A 19,863-nucleotide genomic window follows, 5' to 3' on the forward strand; every position below is an offset into this window, starting at 1 on the left:
CCCTCGATCCCTCCACCCGCATAGCGGGTGGTTTTTTGTTTCGCGCGTTTCACGCACTCAACAGGCTAAAGCCATAACAAAAAACCACGGTTTCCCGTGGTCCATCCATTCCAGTATGCTCTATTCTACCGATCCACTTACCAGTCTTCCTTCAAACCATACCGCTTGTCGCGCAGACCTTCTGGCAACCGCCTCTGCCGAGCAGCTTGCTTCTACCAGTACAAAGCTAGCTGTGTCTCCTACCTTCGGCCATACCTGTTGCCCCTCCAAATCCAGCGGAGTGATGCCATTTGTTACAAATGCAAGCGATTGAGACAAGGACCGTTCATCGTTATACCCGTACAGTTCGGCGAAACGGCCCGCTTTTTCCAGTTGATCTCCATTACCAAAAGGAGACCAATGATCCGTCAAACTGTCTGTCGCCAGCTTCACCTTCACCCCATGTTTATGCAGCATCGGGAGTGGCATCATCATTCTGCCTATAGGCACGGTCGAGGCGATTCCCATACCAAGGGAAGCCATTCGCTTGGCCATGTCTTCCGCTTCCTGCTGCTCCGCATGAGCAAACCAGAATGCATGACTCACAGTAACTTTACCTTGAAGCCCCGCCTCTTCAGTCAAATCAGCCAATTGCAATAATGTTTGTTCACCTGATTCTCCAGCTTCATGCAGATGAATATCGATGCCTGCCTTATACTGAACAGCCAGTTCGACCATTGCATTTAGCGATTTCTCAATATGCCCGTCCACGGCGTGAGGATCAAGTCCACCTACATGAGTGCTCCCTTCTGCCATGGCTTGACGCATCAGTTCTACCGAATTAGAGCGGAGCAGCCCATGCTGCGGGAAAGCGACGATTTCAGAGGAGATTTTGCCCGAAAATGTCTCCAATGCCAGCTTCGTCGCTTCCAGCCGTTTCAACCCGCTGACCGGCTCAATATTGCAATGAGTGCGCACATGGGTGGACCCATACCTCTGAATCAAGGTCAGAATACTTTCCGCTTGACGCTTCGCATCGGGTAAAAGCTTGGGCAGCAATACTTTCTCTTCTTCGATACGTTCGAAAATGCTGGAGATGCGTCGAACCGCTTTCCATGGTGCATCATAATACGTTTTATCCAGATGAATATGGGCTTCCTCGAAGGAAGGCAACAGCAGAAGTCCTTTACCATCAACCTGCGGCAACTCGCTTGTTAAATCCGTTTCCCCATTCACAATAGCTGCAATGACTCCATCTTCAATCCGCAGATGACCAAGGTTTGTTCGGGTGCCAGTTACCTGCCCGTCTTCCATTACATAACTTTGCTCTAATGATACGTTGGTTAACCAATATTTCTGCTTCAGCATGGTCACTCCCTCTTTCCACTCGGTCTATGTGGTCAATGGTACCATAGGAGTTCATTCAGCAAAAATAGTTAAAACGTTGGTGTTCCATACGATTATCGTTTAGATATTGCTGGACTTCCCCATTAGTATACGAAGAGCTATATATCCAAACATTTGAATCACAAATACCATAGCCACAAATTCAACCAGAATGCTGTTACCTGCACTTAAGTCAGTCATAATATCCTTCAAAATGAGGCCAGGCCGCTTCAGGACATCCCAGCTATTCCACCGATTAAATCGCCCAATGTATACCCCTAGACTGCTCAGGAGTAAAATAACACCTACAACGACCATGCTGCTTAATTGGCTTAGTCGTTTATTTAACATTCCATGGATTTGATGTATCGAACAAATGGACAGCACTAAACCCAGTATAGCTACGACAAACGTCAGGGTGAGACTATACCAAAAATCAATATTAACCCAAAACTTAGTTTCCCCTTGAGGGTCAAAGTATCTGAATGCATGCAGGATTTCTGTGAAAAGATATGCCGAATTCGGTAGAAAGAACAGCCAGCCTGCACACATCACTCCAACCAATGCGATACTCATTCTTGTAAGTTTTTTATGGCATACATAACTAATTGTTGATGAAATGATGAATGGAACCCATGCCAAGAATATGTCCCACGTTAAAAATTGATACATGTTCGTGTTTGTTTTGGTACGCAAGTAGACAGCAACAAGTAGACAACATATGGTAGCAACGAGTAAAACACTACTCATTTTCAAATAAATTGTATTTTTATTATTGTTCATTTCTTCGCTCCGATTTCCCTTTCCTTGGTGGTATGCCTGAGCAGTCCCGATCACCTAATCATCGATTTCATAAAACGAACCGTTACTACACCTTCCTAGTAATCCACGTCAATCATAACCCAAAATGTGGTATATGCGAACATCTTATGATCGTTTGAGCAAGTGACCGTAACAGCTCTCAGACAATCGTTATTATTTTAACGAATCGACCACACTCTATTTGACGAAGTTCAACGGGTCAGTCATCGTAACGAACCGTAGACACCATATTTGGAGCTAGAATAAAAAGTGGACACCCATTAACGGACAGAAGGATAATAAGACTAACGGAGGTGTGTCCACATGGGAGAACAACGGCAACGATACAATGAAGAATTCAAAAAGCAAACGGTCAAGTTTATTCAAGAACAGACGAAGACACTCAGTGATCTGGCGGAAGAGCTTAACATCCCGAAAAGTACGTTACATCAATGGATGAGCCAATATCGTGAGCTCAAAAACGAACCGGCTGCCAGTATGGACCGAGTTAAGGAACTCGAAGCAGAGCTGAAAGAGATGCGTCGCATGCTCCAAGAGAAAGAACATCGACTTGCCGATACGGAAGAGGAACTGGCTATTGTAAAAAAAGCGGTGCACATCTTCAGCAAACCAAAGAACTGAGATTCCAGTTCGTGGAGAATCATCGCTCCGAGTTCCACTTGGAGAAGATGTGCGAAACCCTGCAGGTCTCACGGAGCGGGTACTACAAATGGCGGAAAAACGAAACAAGCATGCAGGAGCTTCGGAAATCCCGGATCATGAAGCGAATTCAGTACCATTTTGCCGACCACAACAAGCGATATGGTAGCCCCAAAATTACCCGGTTGCTTCATCTGGAGGGGTTTAGGATCACCGAACGTACGGTGAGTGTGTACATGCGTCAAATGAAGCTTCGCTCCGTCGTTAGCCGCATATATCATGTCCAAACCACGGACTCCAAGCATAACCATCCGGTCGCACCCAACACGCTAAATCAACAGTTTAAAACGCTCAAACCGAACACCGTCTGGGTTACAGACATCACATACATCCCGTGCCGAGGAGGACGCTTATATCTCGCCAGTGTCCTGGATCTGTGCACGCGTGAAATTGTTGGTTGGCGTTTGTCGAACCATATGGAAACTAGCTTGGTGCTGGATGCTTTAAAGGCTGCTTACACTACCAAACGACCTGGTCAGGGTTTGCTCCATCACTCGGATCGTGGCTCCCAATACACCTCCAAAGAGTACGTCGAGCAGTTAAGTGCCTACGGTATGGAATCCAGCATGAGCCGCCGGGGAAACTGTTACGATAACGCCTGTATCGAGTCTTGGCACAGTATTTTAAAGAAGGAACTCATTTACTGTAATCCGCGCTTTAAAACACCGGAAGAGGCCTACATGGCCATCTACCAATACATTGAGTTTTATTACAACCGCAAGCGAATGCATGGCGCACTGGGGTACCTTTCCCCTGTCCGTTTTGCACAGCAATTTTCCGAAAAATCCGTAGTGTAAGTGTCTACTTTCTTGACAGAGGTCCCATTCCCTTGCTCTGTGAGCCTTTGCGCATCATTCTGCAGGTTTTTACTGGAATAAGACGGCTGAGGTTCGTTAGATTTTACATGTCACGTTATTCCTCACAATAAGGTGTAGGAGATTCGTTAGCGCCATGTTCCAGAAGGGAAAGACAATTTCCGCGATATTTCCGTTTATCCTCCATTCTTCTAATAATAGAGAATGCAAAAACAGGCACTAGAGAGTGCCTGTACATAGTTAGAACTGTGCGAAGCCTTGGCCGCAGTAGTTTTACCGCTTCGTTTTCATATAATTAATCAAAAATTAAAACGCGCATGCCCGCCATCGGTCACACCTTCAATTTGCTCGATATCCAGAAGTCTTCGCTTCATTTCCAGTCCGCCGCGAAATCCGGTCAGCTTGCGGTTGGCACCGATGATGCGGTGACACGGCAGCAGTACCGGAATGGGGTTGGCTCCATTGGCAGCCCCAACAGCTCGCACCGCAGAAGGTCTTCCCACCGCAGCAGCAATGTCGCCATAGGTTCTTGTCTCACCATAAGGAACACGACCCAGCTCTGTCCATACCTGTTGTTGGAATGTTGTTCCGATCAGATCAAGCGGGATTTCATCGGTGAAAGCCACTTTGTCTCCGGCAAAATAGGATTGCAGCCAATCCATCATACCTGTCTGCTTCAACGCTGCTTCATTCTCTTCCAGCTCCACGCCAGGTGCAATTCGACCAATCCAGCTGCCCCAATCCTCCAGGGTTTCATTGGGCATAATGACACGGCATAACCCTTTTTCGGTGCCAAGCAATACCCACGGACGACCGTCCAGTTCCATTTTGGTCCACATGATGCTCTTTCTCATACGTGTATCGTCCTTTCCCTCGTAGGTTTATATCTGATTTCTTTTCACGTTATGCACACATACTACACACGAACCGGTTTCTTCGATTTTCGTTTCATGCTGCGAATGATCTGTTTGGTCTCCGAATCAACACGATAGGACTCTGTTATTTTCTGAAGAGCCTTATTATACGTAAAGTCGTCCAATGTATTGTCCTGCAAATAACGTAGCGTGGCTTCAGGTTGTTTCACATAAGCGATGGAGATAGCCCAGGCCACTGCCATTTTCACATAATAACCATCGTGACGAATGCGATCTAATGAGACAAGAACTTCGCTGATATATTTTTCTTCCATATAAAAGTTCAACAGCATCACAACACCGAAGCGAATGTCATACTCCTGATTGGATACCAAATAGGGCTGCAAGAATTGCCACACCTGATCCAGATGTGCCTTCGTATATTTCAATCCACCGCAGAAGCTGTCGCATACGGACCAGTTATCTATTTTGGGGACAAACCAGGCGATATGATGCAGCAATTCTTCAATATCTGCTTGAGCATGACCGATGACCATCGCTTGCAGCATGACTTCTTCAAAATAATCATCATCAGCGGTTTTTAGATAGGCTCGCCAGTCCTCTTTGACAATTTGTTTCGCCATCTTGCGTATTTCAGGCAGTCTCACACCTAACAGATTCGTGATATTCGGAATGAGCGCAGCCGAGAATTTCTGATATTCCGGTTCGACCAGAGATAACAATTGTGTTCTTACAACCGTTTCCACATGTCTCCTCCTCATCGGGTTTTCTACATCAAGTATATCCCGGCAGCATTCATTTGTAAGCCCATATCGAATGCATTAGCAAGATTACAATATCCATTTCCCTTGGTCGCTGTTTAACTTCCATCCCATTTCGTTTAAGAATACGGAGTTGAACCCATCTAGAAAGGAGACTACATATGAACCGATCCCATCTCAAAAAAGATTTTTCGGTTGAAGAGATTACGGAGCTCCTTGTGCAATTTGTGCAAACCCAAAACCTGACCGAATTTTATAAATGGGCCAAAGAGCTGCATCCATACGACCTTTCTCTCATATATAAAAAGTTCCCTGAACAAGAGACGAAACGCTTCTTGCTTTTATTCAAGCCTGACGTTCTCGCCGATATGGCAGAAGCGCTCACACTTCAAGAACAGGTACATCTATTCGAACAATTAGGCCCAGAACGCACCCTTGAAGTCATGCAGCAGATGGACAAAAGTGATCTGATTCGCTTCATGCATGATCTGCCTCTCAAACGCAGGGAAGAACTGTTGTCTACGATGAACCTGGATCACTCTTCGATTATCCGCGCCGTGTTGAACTATCCACCGGAGACGGCAGGGCGAATCATGACCGATCGTTACCGCACCCTGTTATCTCATGAAACAGCAAAAGAAGCGCTAAGAGAATCGCAGGCATCGCTGCTCATTCCAGCGACCAGTTACTTATATGTCACGGATGATGAAGGCAAACTGGTCGGAGTCGTGAGTTATCAATCCCTTGCTCAGGCAGATGACAAGACCAAAGTGGAAGAGCTGATGACGCGGCGTGTCATCCATGCAACCGTCGATATGGACCAGGAAGAAGCCGCACAGCTGTTGCAGCGTTATGAGTTTATGGCTCTGCCTGTCGTGGATGAGAATCGCAGATTATGCGGCGTGATCCAAATGGATGATGTCATTGATATTATTATGGACGAGGCCAGTGAAGACATCGCCAAAATGGGTGGCGGCAGCAAAGACATCGATTTTGATACCAAACCGCTGGTTGCTGTCAGACGTCGCCTTCCTTGGCTGATTTTACTGTTATTCATCGGACTGATCTCGGGAAGCATTGTGGATTTTTTCGAGGACACACTGAATCAGGTTGTGGCCCTGGCGTTCTTCATGCCCATGATAGCCGGCATGACGGGGAATACGGGGACACAATCCCTCGCTGTCGTTGTGCGTGGACTGATTGGACGCAAGCTGGACAAGGCCACAGTGCTCGCGCTGATTGGCCGGGAGATTAAGGTAGGCCTAATGATTGGACTTGTATGCGGCTTGATGATTACGGTCATCGCCTATTTCTGGCAAGGTGACTGGCTGCTTGGAGCGATTATCGGCGTATCACTCTTCTTCACTCTCGTCATCGGAACACTGACTGGCACTTGCATTCCCCTTCTGCTCAGTCGGTTCAAAGTAGACCCTGCGGTCGCCTCCGGCCCATTAATTACAACGCTGAATGATATTTTGTCGTTGTTTATCTATTTCGGCATCGCAACCCGTTTTCTGGATGCCTTGATGTGAATAACGTAAAAAACAGAAAACAGACCTAATCCGGCGGATGAAGGTCTGTTTCTGCTTTTTCATTTGTTGTTTCAAAGTATTCTTTTCATCTATATAAATTGAACTAAAGAATATGTACACTTGCCACTCCGATGACAGAACAACCTTCCGATCGCTGTTATCCCCAGATTTTTTTGAATTCCCTTTTTCAAAGGGGAAAATCCGGGGATAAAGGCGAACGCTCCGCTTCTTCAGGTTATTTCTGTCCTCTCCGTTATCGTGTAAATGTTTAGTTCAATTCATCTAGCCTTCCGATGCATCCAAAGGATGTATTACGGAGAACTCTGCCTCCATCCAGCATTACAACACCGGATTATGCCGATCTTTTGTTTTTGTTATAAATGTCAAACGCTACCGCCAGCAGCAGCACCAATCCCTTGATCCCTTGCTGCCAATCAATACCCAGACCAATGAGGGACATTCCGTTATTCAGAACCCCCATGACCAGCCCGCCGATAATGGCGCCAAATACCGTTCCGATGCCGCCAGAAGCAGAAGCGCCGCCAATAAAGCATGCTGCAATGGCATCCAGCTCGAAGTTGGTACCGGCTCTTGGCGTCGCTGCATTCAGCCGGGCCGCAAAGATCAGTCCGGAAATGGCGGCCATCACGCCCATGTTGACGAATACCCAGAAGGTCACTTTTTTTGTTTTGACCCCGGATAAGCCTGCAGCCTTCTCATTGCCTCCGAGCGCGTAAACATGACGACCCATGACAGTACGATTCATGACAAAAGAGTAAACGATGATCAGTACAAACAGCAGAATCAGAATATTCGGAATGCCTGCGTAGCTCGCCAGCATAAACGTAAACAGATTCGTAACCGCAGCCACCACCACCAGCTTGAGTAGGAACAGGCCCTGAGACACCACCTCAAAACCGTATTTTCGCTGGGAACGTCGTTCGCGCAATTCATTCACAATATACCAGACCGTGAGCACAAGACCGACGATGATGGAAACAAGACTGAGGCCTGAAAATTGGATATCCGGCAGGAAGCCTGAGCTAATTTTCTGGAATCCGCCCGGAAAAGGTGAGATGGACTGACCTTCCAGCACAATCATCGTCAAACCGCGGAAGAGCAGCATGCCCGCCAGGGTCACAATAAATGCCGGAATTCGCACGTACGCGATCCAGAAACCCTGCCACGCCCCGATTAATGCCCCAACCACGAGTGAGGCAATGACCGCCAGCCAGGCCGGAAGCTGCCAATCAACCATCATAATCGCGGCAACCGCCCCGACAAAGGCGGCGATTGAACCTACCGACAGATCGATATGTCCGGTAATAATGACCAGCACCATCCCAATGGCCAGTACCAGAATGTAGCTGTTTTGCAAAATCAGATTGGTAATGTTGATCGGCTTGAGCAGCAGCCCGCCCGTCAACACCTCGAACAACAGCATAATTACGACCAGCGCGATAATCATGCCATACTGGCGTATATTGTTTTTGAACAGTCTAGTTAACATTTCCATGCTTCTCGCCTCCTGACTTGGTCATATATCTCATCAACGTTTCCTGCGACGCTTCTTCCCGGTTGACCTCTCCCGTAATTCGCCCGGCATTCATCACGTAAATTCGGTCGCACAGGCCCAATACCTCCGGCAGTTCGGACGAAATCACCAGGACACCCTTGCCCTCTGCAGCAAGCCGATGAATAATCGTATAAATTTCGAATTTGGCGCCGACATCGATGCCGCGCGTTGGTTCATCCAGAATAAGAATATCCGGCCCGGCAAATATCCATTTGCTGAGCACTACTTTCTGCTGGTTACCGCCGCTCAGATTGCCCGTTTTCTGCAAAATGCTCGGCGCTTTGATATTCATGCTTTTTTTCATCTCTTCGGCAACAACTACTTCTTCACGCTCGTTTACAACGACGCCTCGAGTCAGCTTGTTAAGACCCGTCAGCGAAATATTGCGCTTGATATCATCCATTAAAATGAGGCCATACTCCTTGCGATCCTCTGTCACATAGGCAAAGCCATTCTGAATGGCTTCTGTTACGCTGTTGTTCTGAATGGGTTTGCCATCTTTGATGAGCTGTCCCGTGATGTTGCGTCCATAGGATTTGCCAAAAATACTCATGGCCAGCTCTGTGCGTCCGGCCCCCATCAAACCGGCAATGCCTACGATCTCTCCTCGTCTGATGTTCATGTTGACCTGATTCAGCACCTTGCGATCAGCATGATGCTCGTGATAGACCGTCCAGTCCTTCACCTCCAGGATGACTTCACCGATGTTCGCATGGCGCTCCGGATAACGGCTGGTGAGATCACGGCCTACCATTCCACTAATAATCCGGTCTTCAGTTACGTTGTCCTTCCTCATATCCAGCGTCTCAATCGTCTTGCCGTCCCGCAAAATGGTTACTGAATCCGACACCTTCGACACCTCATTCAGCTTGTGAGAAATCAGGATACAGGCAATGCCCTGCTTCTTGAATTCCAGCATTAATTGAAGCAGATTCTCGCTGTCATCCTCGTTCAAGGCAGCGGTGGGTTCATCCAGAATGAGCAGCCGCACCTTTTTGGAGAGCGCTTTCGCTATTTCGACCAGCTGCTGCTTGCCCACACCGATATTGGATACAAGCGTATTCGGATTTTCGGTTAGCCCTACCTTGCCCAGCAATTCCCGGGTACCCACATACGTTTCTTTCCAGTCAATGATGCCCTTGCTGGCACGCTCGTTGCCCAGATAGATGTTTTCTGCAATGGAGAGGTAGGGAATAAGAGCCAACTCCTGATGGATAATGACAATTCCCAGTTCCTCGCTCTGCTTAATGTCCCTGAATTCACATGTCTTTCCCTCAAACAAAATGTCCCCGTCGTATGTTCCATGCGGATATACACCGCTCAGCACCTTCATCAGCGTCGATTTGCCTGCACCGTTTTCACCGCATAGCGAATGAATTTCGCCTTCTCTGACCTTGAGATTGACGTTTTCCAGCGCTTTGACGCCAGGGAAGGTTTTGGTGATTCCTTTCATCTCCAGAATAATTCCGGCCATGGGACCCGCTCCTTTCACTCGGTTATTTCAGTCCAATTTCTTCTTTGGTGTAATATTGACTGCCCACAATATCCTTCTCCACATTGGTTCGGTCCACTGAAATGGGATCAAGCAGATAAGCCGGAATGATCTTAATTCCGTTGTTATATGATTTTTCATCATTCACTTCCGCCGGTTTCCCTTGCAAAATGCTGTTGGCCATCTCTACCGTCTGTTCCGCCAGCTTGCGGGTATCCTTGAATACAGTCTGGGTCTGTTCCCCCGCCACTATCGATTTGATTGATGCCAGCTCGGCATCCTGACCCGTGATCACCGGCAGCGGCTTGTTCGCTTTACCATATCCCACGCCTTTTAACGATGAGATGATCCCGATACTGATCCCATCATACGGGGATAACACCGCATCCAGATTGTCTCCCGAGTAATAGGCACTGAGCAGATTATCCATTCGTGATTGGGCCAAAGCTCCGTCCCAACGCAGCGTCGCAATCTGGGCCATCGTCATCTGCTTGCTTCGCACGACTAGCTTGCCGGAATCCATGTATGGCTTCAGGACAGACATAGCTCCGTCAAAGAAAAAATATGCGTTATTGTCATCGGGAGATCCGCCAAACAGCTCAATGTTGTAAGGTCCCTTGCCTTCTTTAAGCCCAAGTTTCTGCTCAATGTAAGAGGCTTGAAGCACACCCACCTTGAAATTGTCGAATGTGGCGTAATACGTTAAGTAAGGGGTGTTGCGAATCAGGCGATCGTACGAAATGATCTGTATGCCCTGATCATGCGCCTTCTTGATCACGTCCGTCAGTGTATTGCCGTCCACGGAAGCAACCACCATGACATCCACACCCTTGGTAATCATGTTCTCAATCTGAGAGATTTGATTTTCGACGACGTCCTCAGCGTACTGTAAATCAGTCTTGTACCCCTGTTCCTGGAACAGGCGGACCATGTTTTCCCCGTCCCCTACCCAACGTTCGGAGGATTTGGTTGGCATTGAAATGCCGACATACCCTTTGGCCTTGCTGCCTGTCTCACTCTCGGCCAGATTGCAGGCAGAGAGGACCAAAGTCATCACCAGAAGCCAGATGAACAGTGCTCCTTTTTTCATATGAAGTTCCCCTTTCCTCAAATCATACAGACTTGAACGAATTATAAGATAACGCTTACAATATGTCGGGTACATCCAAGCTGTAAATCCTGTCTGAACCCATCGTAGCATTCGGGAACAGTATGGTCTTTGCTGCATTTGAACTTTTTTTATAAAATTTCAACTTTTGAATACGCTCAATTAAAGCTCCCAGGTAACCTTTTCTCATACTCTAATTCCATGTTATGGTAATATAGAGTTGGTTTATGAAAAGTGTACAAAGATTTGTAAACGAAATGGCTGAAGAACCGTTCATCTTTCTAGCATGTATAATCTGTTTTATCGTTAAGAATGGATGAATGGAATAGTACATATGGAGGTAATTAAGTTTGAAGACTCACTACTATTTCAGTTGGTTTAATCATTTTTTTCCAGAGAAGCTGGTCCATTGTTTGCAAGAGGATATACAAGACAGAAAATCGCTTGTTATGATTAGCGCTGATCCGTCTGGTTATACAGGTGAGCAAATTAACTTTGATGATGTTTCTGAATGGACATGGTTGAATCAGGCTAATATTATTTTTGATGAATATCATTTCATTGATTACCGCATGCAGAAGGAAGATGCCCAGCGATTCATTCAAAACGCTTCTGTTATTTTTTTATGCGGTGGATATCCTGTTTTGCAGAACGATTTTTTGGCGAATTATGAATTATCGGATGTTATTAAGAACAGCAATGCCGTTATAATGGGTGCCAGCGCCGGTGCGTTAAATATGGCTGCAAAATGGTTAAGCTTGAATAACACTGATGAAGTTGAAACAAGTACTATTTATGATGGTATTGGCTTTGATTATTTTGCCTATGAATCTCATTCTCAACGCGACTACGCCACGTTTGTTCAAGGCTACCTGTTCCCCTTGTCTGAAGAGATTGATGTTTATGCGGCAGAACAGGAGAGCGCTATACGTGTAAAGGACGGCAAAATAGAAATAATGGGTCCTATATATTTAATTTCCCGCTCAAAGATTCAGAAATTGGTTGAGACGCTCTAATTAGGGTGGGTGGCTGTGACCTAGCATTGAAAGACATCTGTAAACAAAAAGAGGATATGCCCTCCTTTATGGAAGTAGGACATATCCTCTTGATCCAATTTTATCTCTCTGTCTTTTCCCAAGATTGATTAGCTGTATCGTTGCTGCTGCCTGTTCCCCCGCTTTTGCGATATTGTACAGGCGACATGCCCATCGTTTTTTTGAATGCGGTGCTGAAATAATGCTGCGTATCGTACCCTACCTGCTCTGCAATGTCGTGGATAGACCACGCTGTAGCATCGAGCAGTTGTACCGCCTTGCGGATGCGGGCGTGTGTAACCAGAGTAACAAAGGAATCGTTCAGTTCTTTCTTGAGCACCCGGCCCAAATACACCGCAGATACATTCAGACGGACAGCGAGCGATTCCAATGTCAGCTCCCGATCCGCATAATTCTCTTGAATGAGCTGACGTGCCCGGCGAACCAGCGGAGACAACCGTGCTTCTCCAAATACCTTCTCACGGCATCGTCGATATGTGTCCGGCGCCTCCTCCAACGTTCCTGCGTGTTGCTCCATATAGGCATGAACAGCGATATTCAGGCAAGAACTGATTTTCTGCTCCATTGTGGACTCAATCCCTTCCGGCGCCTTCTGCCATAGACATATGCCAATCAATCCATTCACTTCCCTGAACAGGACATGTGGAAGCTGTCCCAGCAATTCGTCAACAATATTCTCTGCTGCAAAAAGAAACAATTGGCGGTCACTCTCATGCATCACCGTCTGACGTGCTTCTGCAGCAGGCCAGCGGACGATTCCAATCTGTACAGGCGGCGCAGGTGGCAGACGCAAAAACGCGAGTTGCCCCGTCAGCTCCGTCCCCCTGACTGATCCTTCCAGCCAATCCAGGCAAAAACGCTGTCGCAGCAGCGGGATATTCCGTTCAATCTGGTCGGCTGCCTGTTGCACATACGTGGTTCGCATATGTTCTTCATCCATATGCTGGCGCAGTCGCGCCAGGGCAGCATACAGCTGTTCTGCCTGAACAGGCTTCAATATATAATCCTCTACCCCAAGCCGAACGGCTTCTTGGGCATAAGCAAATTCATCATGTCCGGATATAATGAGACAGCGGCAATTCGGGCAATCGTCCTGAAGACGACGAATCAGCTCGATTCCGTTCAGAAAAGGCATATTCATATCAACCAGTACGATATCCACATTCAGGCTGGCAGCCAGTTCCAGCGCTTCCTCCCCGTCCTCTGCTTCTCCGGCAACCTCCATGCCCAAGGCCATCCAGTCGATTGAATCCCGAATGCCCTCACGAATGATCGGCTCGTCATCGGCAATCAGTACCTGGTAAAGCTTCTCCGCATGCCTGTTCTCCGTCGCAGTTAACGGAGCCGACCTTTTATCCTCTGCGGTGTTTGTTGTCGTTGATATGAATTTCTTCATTCGCTCTCCTGCCTCCTTTCCCTATCAAATGACTTTCCTGCCGGAATCTCTCTCAACAGCGGAAGAATGACCTGCACACAGGTACCCACACCTTCCCTGCTGTCCAGCACAATGCCATATTTGATACCATAAACCAACTGTATACGTGCCTGTACGTTCAACATGCCGTAGCTTTTGCCAGCCTTATCGGACAAGGATGCCGTTTCAAGACTTTCCAAAGGTGCTGCCAACAGCCCTTCCATCTCTGCAAGCCGCTCACTCGACATGCCCGCTCCATCGTCCTGAATCCGCAGCAGCAGTCTTCCTTGTTCTGTTTTGGCCTCCACCCGAATCTTGCCTGGCCCTCGTCTTCCCTTGATGCCATGATAAATCGCATTTTCAACAAGGGGCTGAAGCAGCAGTTTGAGTACGAACAAATCACGCAGATCGTCTGGAACGATGAGCTCGTATTGCAGCCGGTCACGGTACCGGGTCTGTTGAATTTGCAGATAACTGGTTATGTGCTCAAGCTCGGAATGCAGAGGAATAAAATCATCCCCTTTGCTGAGTCCGATGCGAAACAGTCTGGAAAGAGCGCCAACCATGTTCGATACATCGTCCGCTCCTTCCTTACGGGCCATCCAATGAATTGTATCCAGTGTATTGTATAGAAAATGGGGTTTGATATGCTCTTGCAAGCTGCGCATTTCAGCCTCACGCTTCTGCCGTTCCTTTAATTCATTCAGGGAGATGAGCTGACGGATCTGTGCAAGCATCCGGTTAAAACTTCTACCTAGCATGCCAATTTCATCCGCCCTGTCGCTCCAGCGGCCAGCCCTGAGATTTCCCGTCTCCGCCCTGCGCATATAAGACATCAGCCGAAAAATGGGCTGCGCGATGGAACGCGAGAACCAAGAGGAGGCGCTCAGACCGAACAAACATACCACGAACACAAAGCTGACCACATAAAACTGGATCTGTCGCACTTCCGTGATCGATTCCCGTGCAGGAAATACGCCCACCGTTCTCCAGCCCGTAAACGTAGAGGACTGGTACATGAATAAAAGCTCCTTCCCACCCGCCTCAGCATTGAACGTTCCGCTGTCGCCGGATTGGAACCATTCCGCCGGAATCTGTTCTACCAAAGGATGTTCAGGCATATATACGCTCCTCCCTTCCTCATCAGTTACCATCACATAACCGGATTTACCCAGGGTTACATTTCTGGCAGCCTGAGAGACAGACCGAAGCTTGAGATCAATCATAATAACGCCAAGTATACGTCCCGATGCTTCATCCGTAATGGAACGCGCAACAGATACAATCTCATTATCCTTGTACCTCACATGTGTGGTTATATTGCGATCCAGCGGCTGCCCCAACACGGTAAAAATACCTGGATTTTGAGAAGCCCTCACATACCAGTTTTCCCGGGTCAGACTTTTCGTTGCTCGGGGGTACATCTCATTGCTGATATAGTCACCGCTTCCATTGACGAGAACGATGCCGGCAATTTCCGGATAAAGCGTCGTAAAACCCTGCAAGGTTTGTTTGATGCCATACAGCTGATCCTGATCCGCTTCCGAAATCCCTTCCTTGCTCGATGAATCTGTGCGTGTATCTTTATCCGATGCCGTTTTTCCTCGCATAAAGGCATCCACGTCCCGATCAAACGCAATCAGATACGTCATGTTTTGCAGGTTCTCCATCTTGCTGTCGAGCGCTTCATTCACTTTGCCAATGAGCTGCATCGTATGCCCTTCAACCTGTCGCTCGACAATCCGTTCCACGGTCCAGTTCACCAGCACGCCCAGTCCTACGGAAGGCACGATGGCAAATAGTAAAAACAGCAGCATTAACTGATAACGCAGCGGCATATTGCGCAAACGCAAACGCTGCATTCTCCCCACCCTTCGAATGCGTCTTGCTTCCCTGCCCCGAGAATTCTCCTGTGGATCAGCGTTATTTGGCATAATAATCATCCACATTCGTTCGGGTCACCACGGAAATTCCGGTATCCACCGTGACCGGAAGCGGTGCATTCTCATCCAGAGAGGATGGAGCGGGTACCGTCAACTGGTGATGCAGATGGAACAAATATTGAAGTGACCAATATCCCATGTTCCAGGTTCCCTGTGCGATGGTTGCGGAAATCGTGCCTCCCTTGATCATGTCCAGTGTGGCTTTATTGGTATCGAAGGATATAATTGCGAGCGAACGAGCCCCCTTCAAATTCTGTACCGCTTCACCCGCACCTGCTCCTCCGGTCGCCTCGGTCACGAAAATGCCAGCCAGCTTCGGATGAGCCTTCAGCAGCCTGATCGTTTCGTCTCTTGATACCATTGCGTCTCCATGTCCATCGGCGACTTCAACAATTTTCATCAAAGGAAAACGTTGCTGAATCGTATCGCGGAACCCCTTTGTTCGCTCTTCATGATTCTGCTGGTCAGGAAGGGTCAACACTGCAACTTCCCCTTCCCGAGCCATCAGTTCAGCCATTTTGTCAGCAGCCATTACGCCTGCCTTGTAATTGTCCGTCCCGAGAAAAGAATATGCCCGACTTCCTGGTGCATCGGCATCGAACAACACGACAGGTATGCCCGCGTCCATTGCTTTGCTAATCACCGGAATCAGCGATTGCGGGTCGATGGCCGATATGGCCATTCCTGCTGGCTTGCGAGCAATGGCCTGCTCGATAACCGTCGTCTGTTCCTTCGCATCATACCGGGTAGCTCCGCGGTATTCCACGGTTACACCAAGCGCATCCCCGGCATCCTCGAAGCCTTTCAGGGGACTCTTCCAATATTCCAGTCCGGACTGGAAAGTAATCATCATGTAAGTTTCGCCAATATCTCCACGCAGCCCCCGGTCTTCCCAGGTACCATTCACCTGACCGGCGTATTCGAACCGAAACACATACAACACAAACGCTGAGATTAACAAAATATAGACCAGCAGCAGTTTTTTCATCCGTTCACTTCCTCAAGTCGTCTGTCAGCTATAACATTCTGCTTAAATTGTAAACGCAATCATATAAAAAGGAAACCGTTTTACCTATTCCGAATTCATCATTTTTTTCCTGCTCTAATGTTAACTGCTGCAATAATGTACTATAAGATCATCCCTTCACATCGTATCATTCATGGAATAAGACGAGCCAGAAAAGAGGCGTTCACCATGAATTTTACTTCATTTTTGATCTATTGCATTGTCGTTACCTTCACACCAGGCCCCAGCAATATTGTGATTCTTTCTTCTTCGCAACAGGTTGGTGCTAAGAAAACGATGAAATATGTGTGGGGAGCCACACTTGCATTCGGGCTGCTGCTTGCCGCTTCAGCTTTTCTCAATCATGTTCTTGCTGGCATTTTGCCTGGCATTCTCCGTGTGATGCAGATTGTTGGCGGCCTATATATGGTGTATCTGGCGTATCAGGTCTACAAAATGGGTTCTACCGAAACAGCAACAAAGCAGGTTACCGGATTTTGGAACGGTTTAATCATGCAGTTTTTGAATCCAAAAGTGGTACTGTTCACGTTCACGGTCATCCCCAGCTATGTTCTGCCCTATTGCGACAGTTCGCTGTCATCGTTACTGTTCGTGCTGCTCATTACCCTCATCGGTTTTCTGGCATACTCTAGTTGGGCCGTCTTTGGCTCCATGTTCAGAACGCTGCTGAATCGTCATCAAAAAGTACTGAGTATCCTTATGGCCCTCTTTTTGTTATACTCAGCCATTATGGTATCGGGAATCATTTAAGGTATGGGAGGTGCGTAGCGCGTGGAATGTTTCAACTATAAAAAATCACAGGATGTACTGGCTCTATCCGCCAGCTTTACGGATTTCGCCTATAAAAAGCATTGTCACGAGGAATATGCAATTGGAGTAACCCTGCGTGGTATTCAGCAATACCATCTGGACGGTCATTATCAGGCCTCCCACAAAAACGGCGTGATGCTGTTCAACCGGGAACAATCCCATGACGGCAGCTCCTATGACAAGGCTGGCATAGACTATGTGATGCTGTATTTGAAGCCGGATTTAATCGAGGAGATTCTCGGGAAGAAAGAATTGCGATTTACCACTCCCATCGTCTATGATCCTCAACTCGCACGAAGCATTCTGATGCTGAACGAGGCTGTTCAGCACGGACAGGATGAAGCGATGTGCAGTGGACTGCTCTTTGATCTGGTGCAATTGCTCTCACGCTCAGAAATGGATGCGAAGCTTTGGCAACCTCAAGATAATCTGGTCTGCAAAGCCAAAGAAATGATGTTTGGCAGCATCGAAGATGTGCTGAAACTGGATGACCTGAGTGCGGAATTCAACATGTCCAAGTTTCAGTTCATTCGTGAGTTCAAGTCACATGCCGGTATATCTCCTTACCAGTTTTTCCTGAACTGCAAGGTAGAACGTGCACGGCAATCCATTGAAAAACATAAGGATATCTACTCCGCTGTAGCCGAATGCGGTTTTGTCGACCTGACCCATCTGAACAGACACTTTAAACGGGTATTTGGTATTACGGCTTATGAATACATGCTGCAACTAAACTAATTGAATCGGTAAGATTTATCCGACCGTATGCAGAAAATCCCCGCATGTAAACGAGAGTATACCTCTACGTTCCATGCGGGGATTTGATTTTTTTCTTTCATTTGCCGTAATGATGTGTCTCCTTAATTAGACCTTCAATCATGTACGTCTCTTTCTTCTCCAGATCGAGCCAATGACCAATACAAGCAATAAAGTAAGTCCACCATATATCATGAGATACAATGACCAACTTCGTCCATGAATGGTTTCTCCAAAATCATTCTGACTCACTACTTTTCCTGCACCCAACAGCTTTAACGCGTCTCCAGCTTGATCAACGGAAACATTTCCACTGCAAAGATTCGTATGCAACGTACTTCCCTCTTCATCCTGGTAGGCAAAGATCAGATAGGATTGTTTTTTTTCAAATTGCACCCCGCAAGATTCCGACCCGGCATCATTTCCCATGACAATCATTCGTTTAGAAGAAACACCCTTCCATGCGGTATCCACTTCAAAGGTATATGCTCTCAATCGCTCAGTGCTAAATATTTGCACCCCACCCCTTTTCACCACTTTACCTGTAAAAACCGATGTGGACGTCTTCAGTTTCTCTTGGGCATTCGCTTCTACACAGCTGCAAGCATAAGCTTTCTCTTCCCAAAATCCCGTGAATCCAGTTGAAATGACTAACAGAACCAACGTTATCAAGACTAAACGTTTCATTTCCGTTCTCCTTCTTCCTGAATTGAACATGCCTTGATATGTAATTGCTGAATTCCTCCAAATTCCATAATTATAAATTATTATAACATAATGACAATCCTCAGAATGGGGATTTTTTGGAGCTATCACTTGGTTTGTGATCCAGCTGCCTTTTATTATTTCAGAAATGACTGGGAAATTTGTTTTGCCGTATCCATCATGACCGAATTGCTGGACATCACCGTTAAAATACTCGCTCGTGTATTCACATCCATCTTCTTCAGTACATCTATCGTTTTGGCAGAGTCGGCCTGGAACAATTTTTGGATCAGCAGGGCTGCACTTGGGGAAGACATTTTGGAGAAGGTTTGAACCAGTTCCTTGACCGATTGGTTAGCTATGTTGCTGTTTTGTTTTTTGATTTTACGCTGAATGAGCGCAAGATCATGATCCGTAACTACAGAGCGAGGCTTCATTTGCATGGAAAGGCTGGCAACCCGGTCCGGGTCCATTTTACTCCAAATCAGCGCCCTTTGTTCTGGGGACATTTCGGTCATGGCATACACGATCTCCAGATCGGTCAATTGTGCGAGTGCAGCAGCGGCCTTGTTTGGAGGCATACCGACATAAGTCTTGGCAACGTCCTTGGCCGCAGCCATATGATCCGTTGACTGTACAGCCGGAACCACCGAAATTGTGGAAGCTGTGGCCTGTGGTTGAACGGATTTCTGTGCTTTCAACGAAGCCATGGATGATGCCTGAGCTTGACTGACTGGATTGGCAGATGCAACAGTCGGTGTTGCATGAACTCCAGTCACTTTCTCCACGGCATGCAGTACGGTGCCCTTGACAGACGGAACCAGAAAAAATGTTGATGCTCCGGCAGCGCCAATGCAGATTAAGGCAACAAGCCACCCCATCCCCGATGATTTCTTTTTAGGCGATGCTTTTGGAGTGATTTTGGCTGGCTCAGATTTGATCTCGTTATTAGGTGTTTTGGCATATGTTGTTGAACTAATGGGTTGAACCCGATTCGGCCGGCTCATCATGATCACTTCTTTCTCGTACTGGAGGTTAAAACCCAGTCTATACCTTCTTCATTAAAATTTGATAAGAAAACCGGATCACATTTTTTAATCTTTTCCAA

18 protein-coding genes are annotated in these 19,863 nt (G+C 47.2%); 6 read left to right on the forward strand and 12 right to left on the reverse strand.

The window, feature by feature from the left end:
• Nucleotides 1-120 precede the first annotated feature (120 nt).
• Both P5G61_RS25745 and P5G61_RS25750 read right to left on the reverse strand, forming a co-directional pair.
• Nucleotides 121-1,347 (reverse strand): amidohydrolase, encoded by a 1,227-nt coding sequence (locus P5G61_RS25745; RefSeq protein ID WP_301249067.1) that lies wholly within the window; start codon nucleotides 1,345-1,347, stop codon nucleotides 121-123.
• Nucleotides 1,348-1,446: 99 nt separating this feature from the next.
• Nucleotides 1,447-2,202 carry a DUF1361 domain-containing protein gene (locus tag P5G61_RS25750; RefSeq protein ID WP_301249068.1) on the reverse strand — a complete coding sequence of 252 codons (756 nt, stop codon included), beginning with the start codon at nucleotides 2,200-2,202 and terminating at the stop codon, nucleotides 1,447-1,449.
• A 288-nt stretch (nucleotides 2,203-2,490) separates the two neighbouring features.
• Between P5G61_RS25750 and P5G61_RS25755 the strand changes: the two genes are divergently transcribed.
• Nucleotides 2,491-2,808 carry a transposase gene (locus P5G61_RS25755; protein ID WP_301249069.1) on the forward strand — a complete coding sequence of 106 codons (318 nt, stop codon included), beginning with the start codon at nucleotides 2,491-2,493 and terminating at the stop codon, nucleotides 2,806-2,808.
• Between the two features lie 11 nt (nucleotides 2,809-2,819).
• Nucleotides 2,820-3,683, forward strand: a complete 864-nt coding sequence (locus P5G61_RS25760; protein ID WP_301249070.1) for an IS3 family transposase — start codon at nucleotides 2,820-2,822, stop codon at nucleotides 3,681-3,683.
• A 317-nt stretch (nucleotides 3,684-4,000) separates the two neighbouring features.
• Here P5G61_RS25760 and P5G61_RS25765 read toward each other — a convergent pair whose 3' ends face one another.
• Complete coding sequence (locus tag P5G61_RS25765) at nucleotides 4,001-4,540, reverse strand: methylated-DNA--[protein]-cysteine S-methyltransferase (RefSeq protein WP_301249071.1); 540 nt, start codon at nucleotides 4,538-4,540, stop codon at nucleotides 4,001-4,003.
• Nucleotides 4,541-4,617: 77 nt separating this feature from the next.
• Nucleotides 4,618-5,322 (reverse strand): DNA alkylation repair protein, encoded by a 705-nt coding sequence (locus P5G61_RS25770; RefSeq protein WP_301249072.1) that lies wholly within the window; start codon nucleotides 5,320-5,322, stop codon nucleotides 4,618-4,620.
• Nucleotides 5,323-5,498: 176 nt separating this feature from the next.
• On the opposite strand from P5G61_RS25770, the gene mgtE reads away from it, so the two are divergent.
• The gene (gene mgtE / locus P5G61_RS25775) at nucleotides 5,499-6,869 is read left to right on the forward strand and encodes a magnesium transporter (protein ID WP_301249073.1); all 1,371 of its coding nucleotides are present in this window, start codon (nucleotides 5,499-5,501) and stop codon (nucleotides 6,867-6,869) included.
• A gap of 352 nt (nucleotides 6,870-7,221) precedes the next feature.
• On the opposite strand, the gene mmsB is transcribed toward mgtE, so the two are convergent.
• The 3 genes from mmsB to chvE are packed head-to-tail and all read right to left on the reverse strand — an operon-like array spanning nucleotide 7,222 to nucleotide 11,027.
• Complete coding sequence (gene mmsB, locus P5G61_RS25780) at nucleotides 7,222-8,385, reverse strand: multiple monosaccharide ABC transporter permease (RefSeq protein WP_024633156.1); 1,164 nt, start codon at nucleotides 8,383-8,385, stop codon at nucleotides 7,222-7,224.
• Nucleotides 8,369-9,919: a multiple monosaccharide ABC transporter ATP-binding protein gene (gene mmsA, locus P5G61_RS25785; RefSeq protein ID WP_301249075.1), complete on the reverse strand. Its 1,551-nt coding sequence runs from the start codon at nucleotides 9,917-9,919 to the stop codon at nucleotides 8,369-8,371. Before mmsA ends, mmsB begins: the two co-directional genes overlap by 17 nt.
• Nucleotides 9,920-9,941: 22 nt before the next feature.
• On the reverse strand, nucleotides 9,942-11,027 hold the full coding sequence (chvE, locus tag P5G61_RS25790; RefSeq protein ID WP_094938693.1) for a multiple monosaccharide ABC transporter substrate-binding protein: 1,086 nt from the start codon (nucleotides 11,025-11,027) through the stop codon (nucleotides 9,942-9,944).
• Nucleotides 11,028-11,395: 368 nt separating this feature from the next.
• Between chvE and P5G61_RS25795 the strand changes: the two genes are divergently transcribed.
• Complete coding sequence (locus tag P5G61_RS25795) at nucleotides 11,396-12,061, forward strand: type 1 glutamine amidotransferase family protein (RefSeq protein ID WP_301249077.1); 666 nt, start codon at nucleotides 11,396-11,398, stop codon at nucleotides 12,059-12,061.
• A 100-nt stretch (nucleotides 12,062-12,161) separates the two neighbouring features.
• Here the strand turns inward: P5G61_RS25795 and P5G61_RS25800 are convergent, their stop codons facing one another.
• The 3 genes from P5G61_RS25800 to P5G61_RS25810 form a co-directional block, all read right to left on the reverse strand.
• A complete protein-coding gene (locus P5G61_RS25800) occupies nucleotides 12,162-13,496 on the reverse strand; it encodes a response regulator transcription factor (protein WP_301249079.1) in 1,335 nt (444 codons plus the stop codon).
• Nucleotides 13,493-15,376, reverse strand: coding sequence for a cache domain-containing sensor histidine kinase (locus P5G61_RS25805; RefSeq protein WP_301249080.1), 1,884 nt, complete (start codon nucleotides 15,374-15,376; stop codon nucleotides 13,493-13,495). The genes P5G61_RS25800 and P5G61_RS25805 overlap by 4 nt, the downstream gene beginning before the upstream one ends.
• Before the next feature lie 61 nt (nucleotides 15,377-15,437).
• A complete protein-coding gene (locus P5G61_RS25810) occupies nucleotides 15,438-16,445 on the reverse strand; it encodes a substrate-binding domain-containing protein (RefSeq protein ID WP_301249082.1) in 1,008 nt (335 codons plus the stop codon).
• A 207-nt stretch (nucleotides 16,446-16,652) separates the two neighbouring features.
• Here P5G61_RS25810 and P5G61_RS25815 point away from each other — a divergent pair, with 207 nt between their 5' ends.
• Nucleotides 16,653-17,234 (forward strand): LysE family translocator, encoded by a 582-nt coding sequence (locus P5G61_RS25815; protein WP_301249083.1) that lies wholly within the window; start codon nucleotides 16,653-16,655, stop codon nucleotides 17,232-17,234.
• 21 nt (nucleotides 17,235-17,255) lie between these two features.
• The gene (locus P5G61_RS25820; RefSeq protein WP_301249084.1) at nucleotides 17,256-18,032 is read left to right on the forward strand and encodes an AraC family ligand binding domain-containing protein; all 777 of its coding nucleotides are present in this window, start codon (nucleotides 17,256-17,258) and stop codon (nucleotides 18,030-18,032) included.
• A 138-nt stretch (nucleotides 18,033-18,170) separates the two neighbouring features.
• Here P5G61_RS25820 and P5G61_RS25825 read toward each other — a convergent pair whose 3' ends face one another.
• Both P5G61_RS25825 and P5G61_RS25830 read right to left on the reverse strand, forming a co-directional pair.
• Nucleotides 18,171-18,737 (reverse strand): hypothetical protein, encoded by a 567-nt coding sequence (locus tag P5G61_RS25825; RefSeq protein ID WP_301249085.1) that lies wholly within the window; start codon nucleotides 18,735-18,737, stop codon nucleotides 18,171-18,173.
• 155 nt (nucleotides 18,738-18,892) lie between these two features.
• The gene (locus tag P5G61_RS25830) at nucleotides 18,893-19,765 is read right to left on the reverse strand and encodes a hypothetical protein (protein ID WP_301249086.1); all 873 of its coding nucleotides are present in this window, start codon (nucleotides 19,763-19,765) and stop codon (nucleotides 18,893-18,895) included.
• Nucleotides 19,766-19,863 lie beyond the last annotated feature (98 nt).

Source organism: Paenibacillus vandeheii, assembly GCF_030433635.1.
Lineage (GTDB): Bacteria > Bacillota > Bacilli > Paenibacillales > Paenibacillaceae > Paenibacillus > Paenibacillus vandeheii.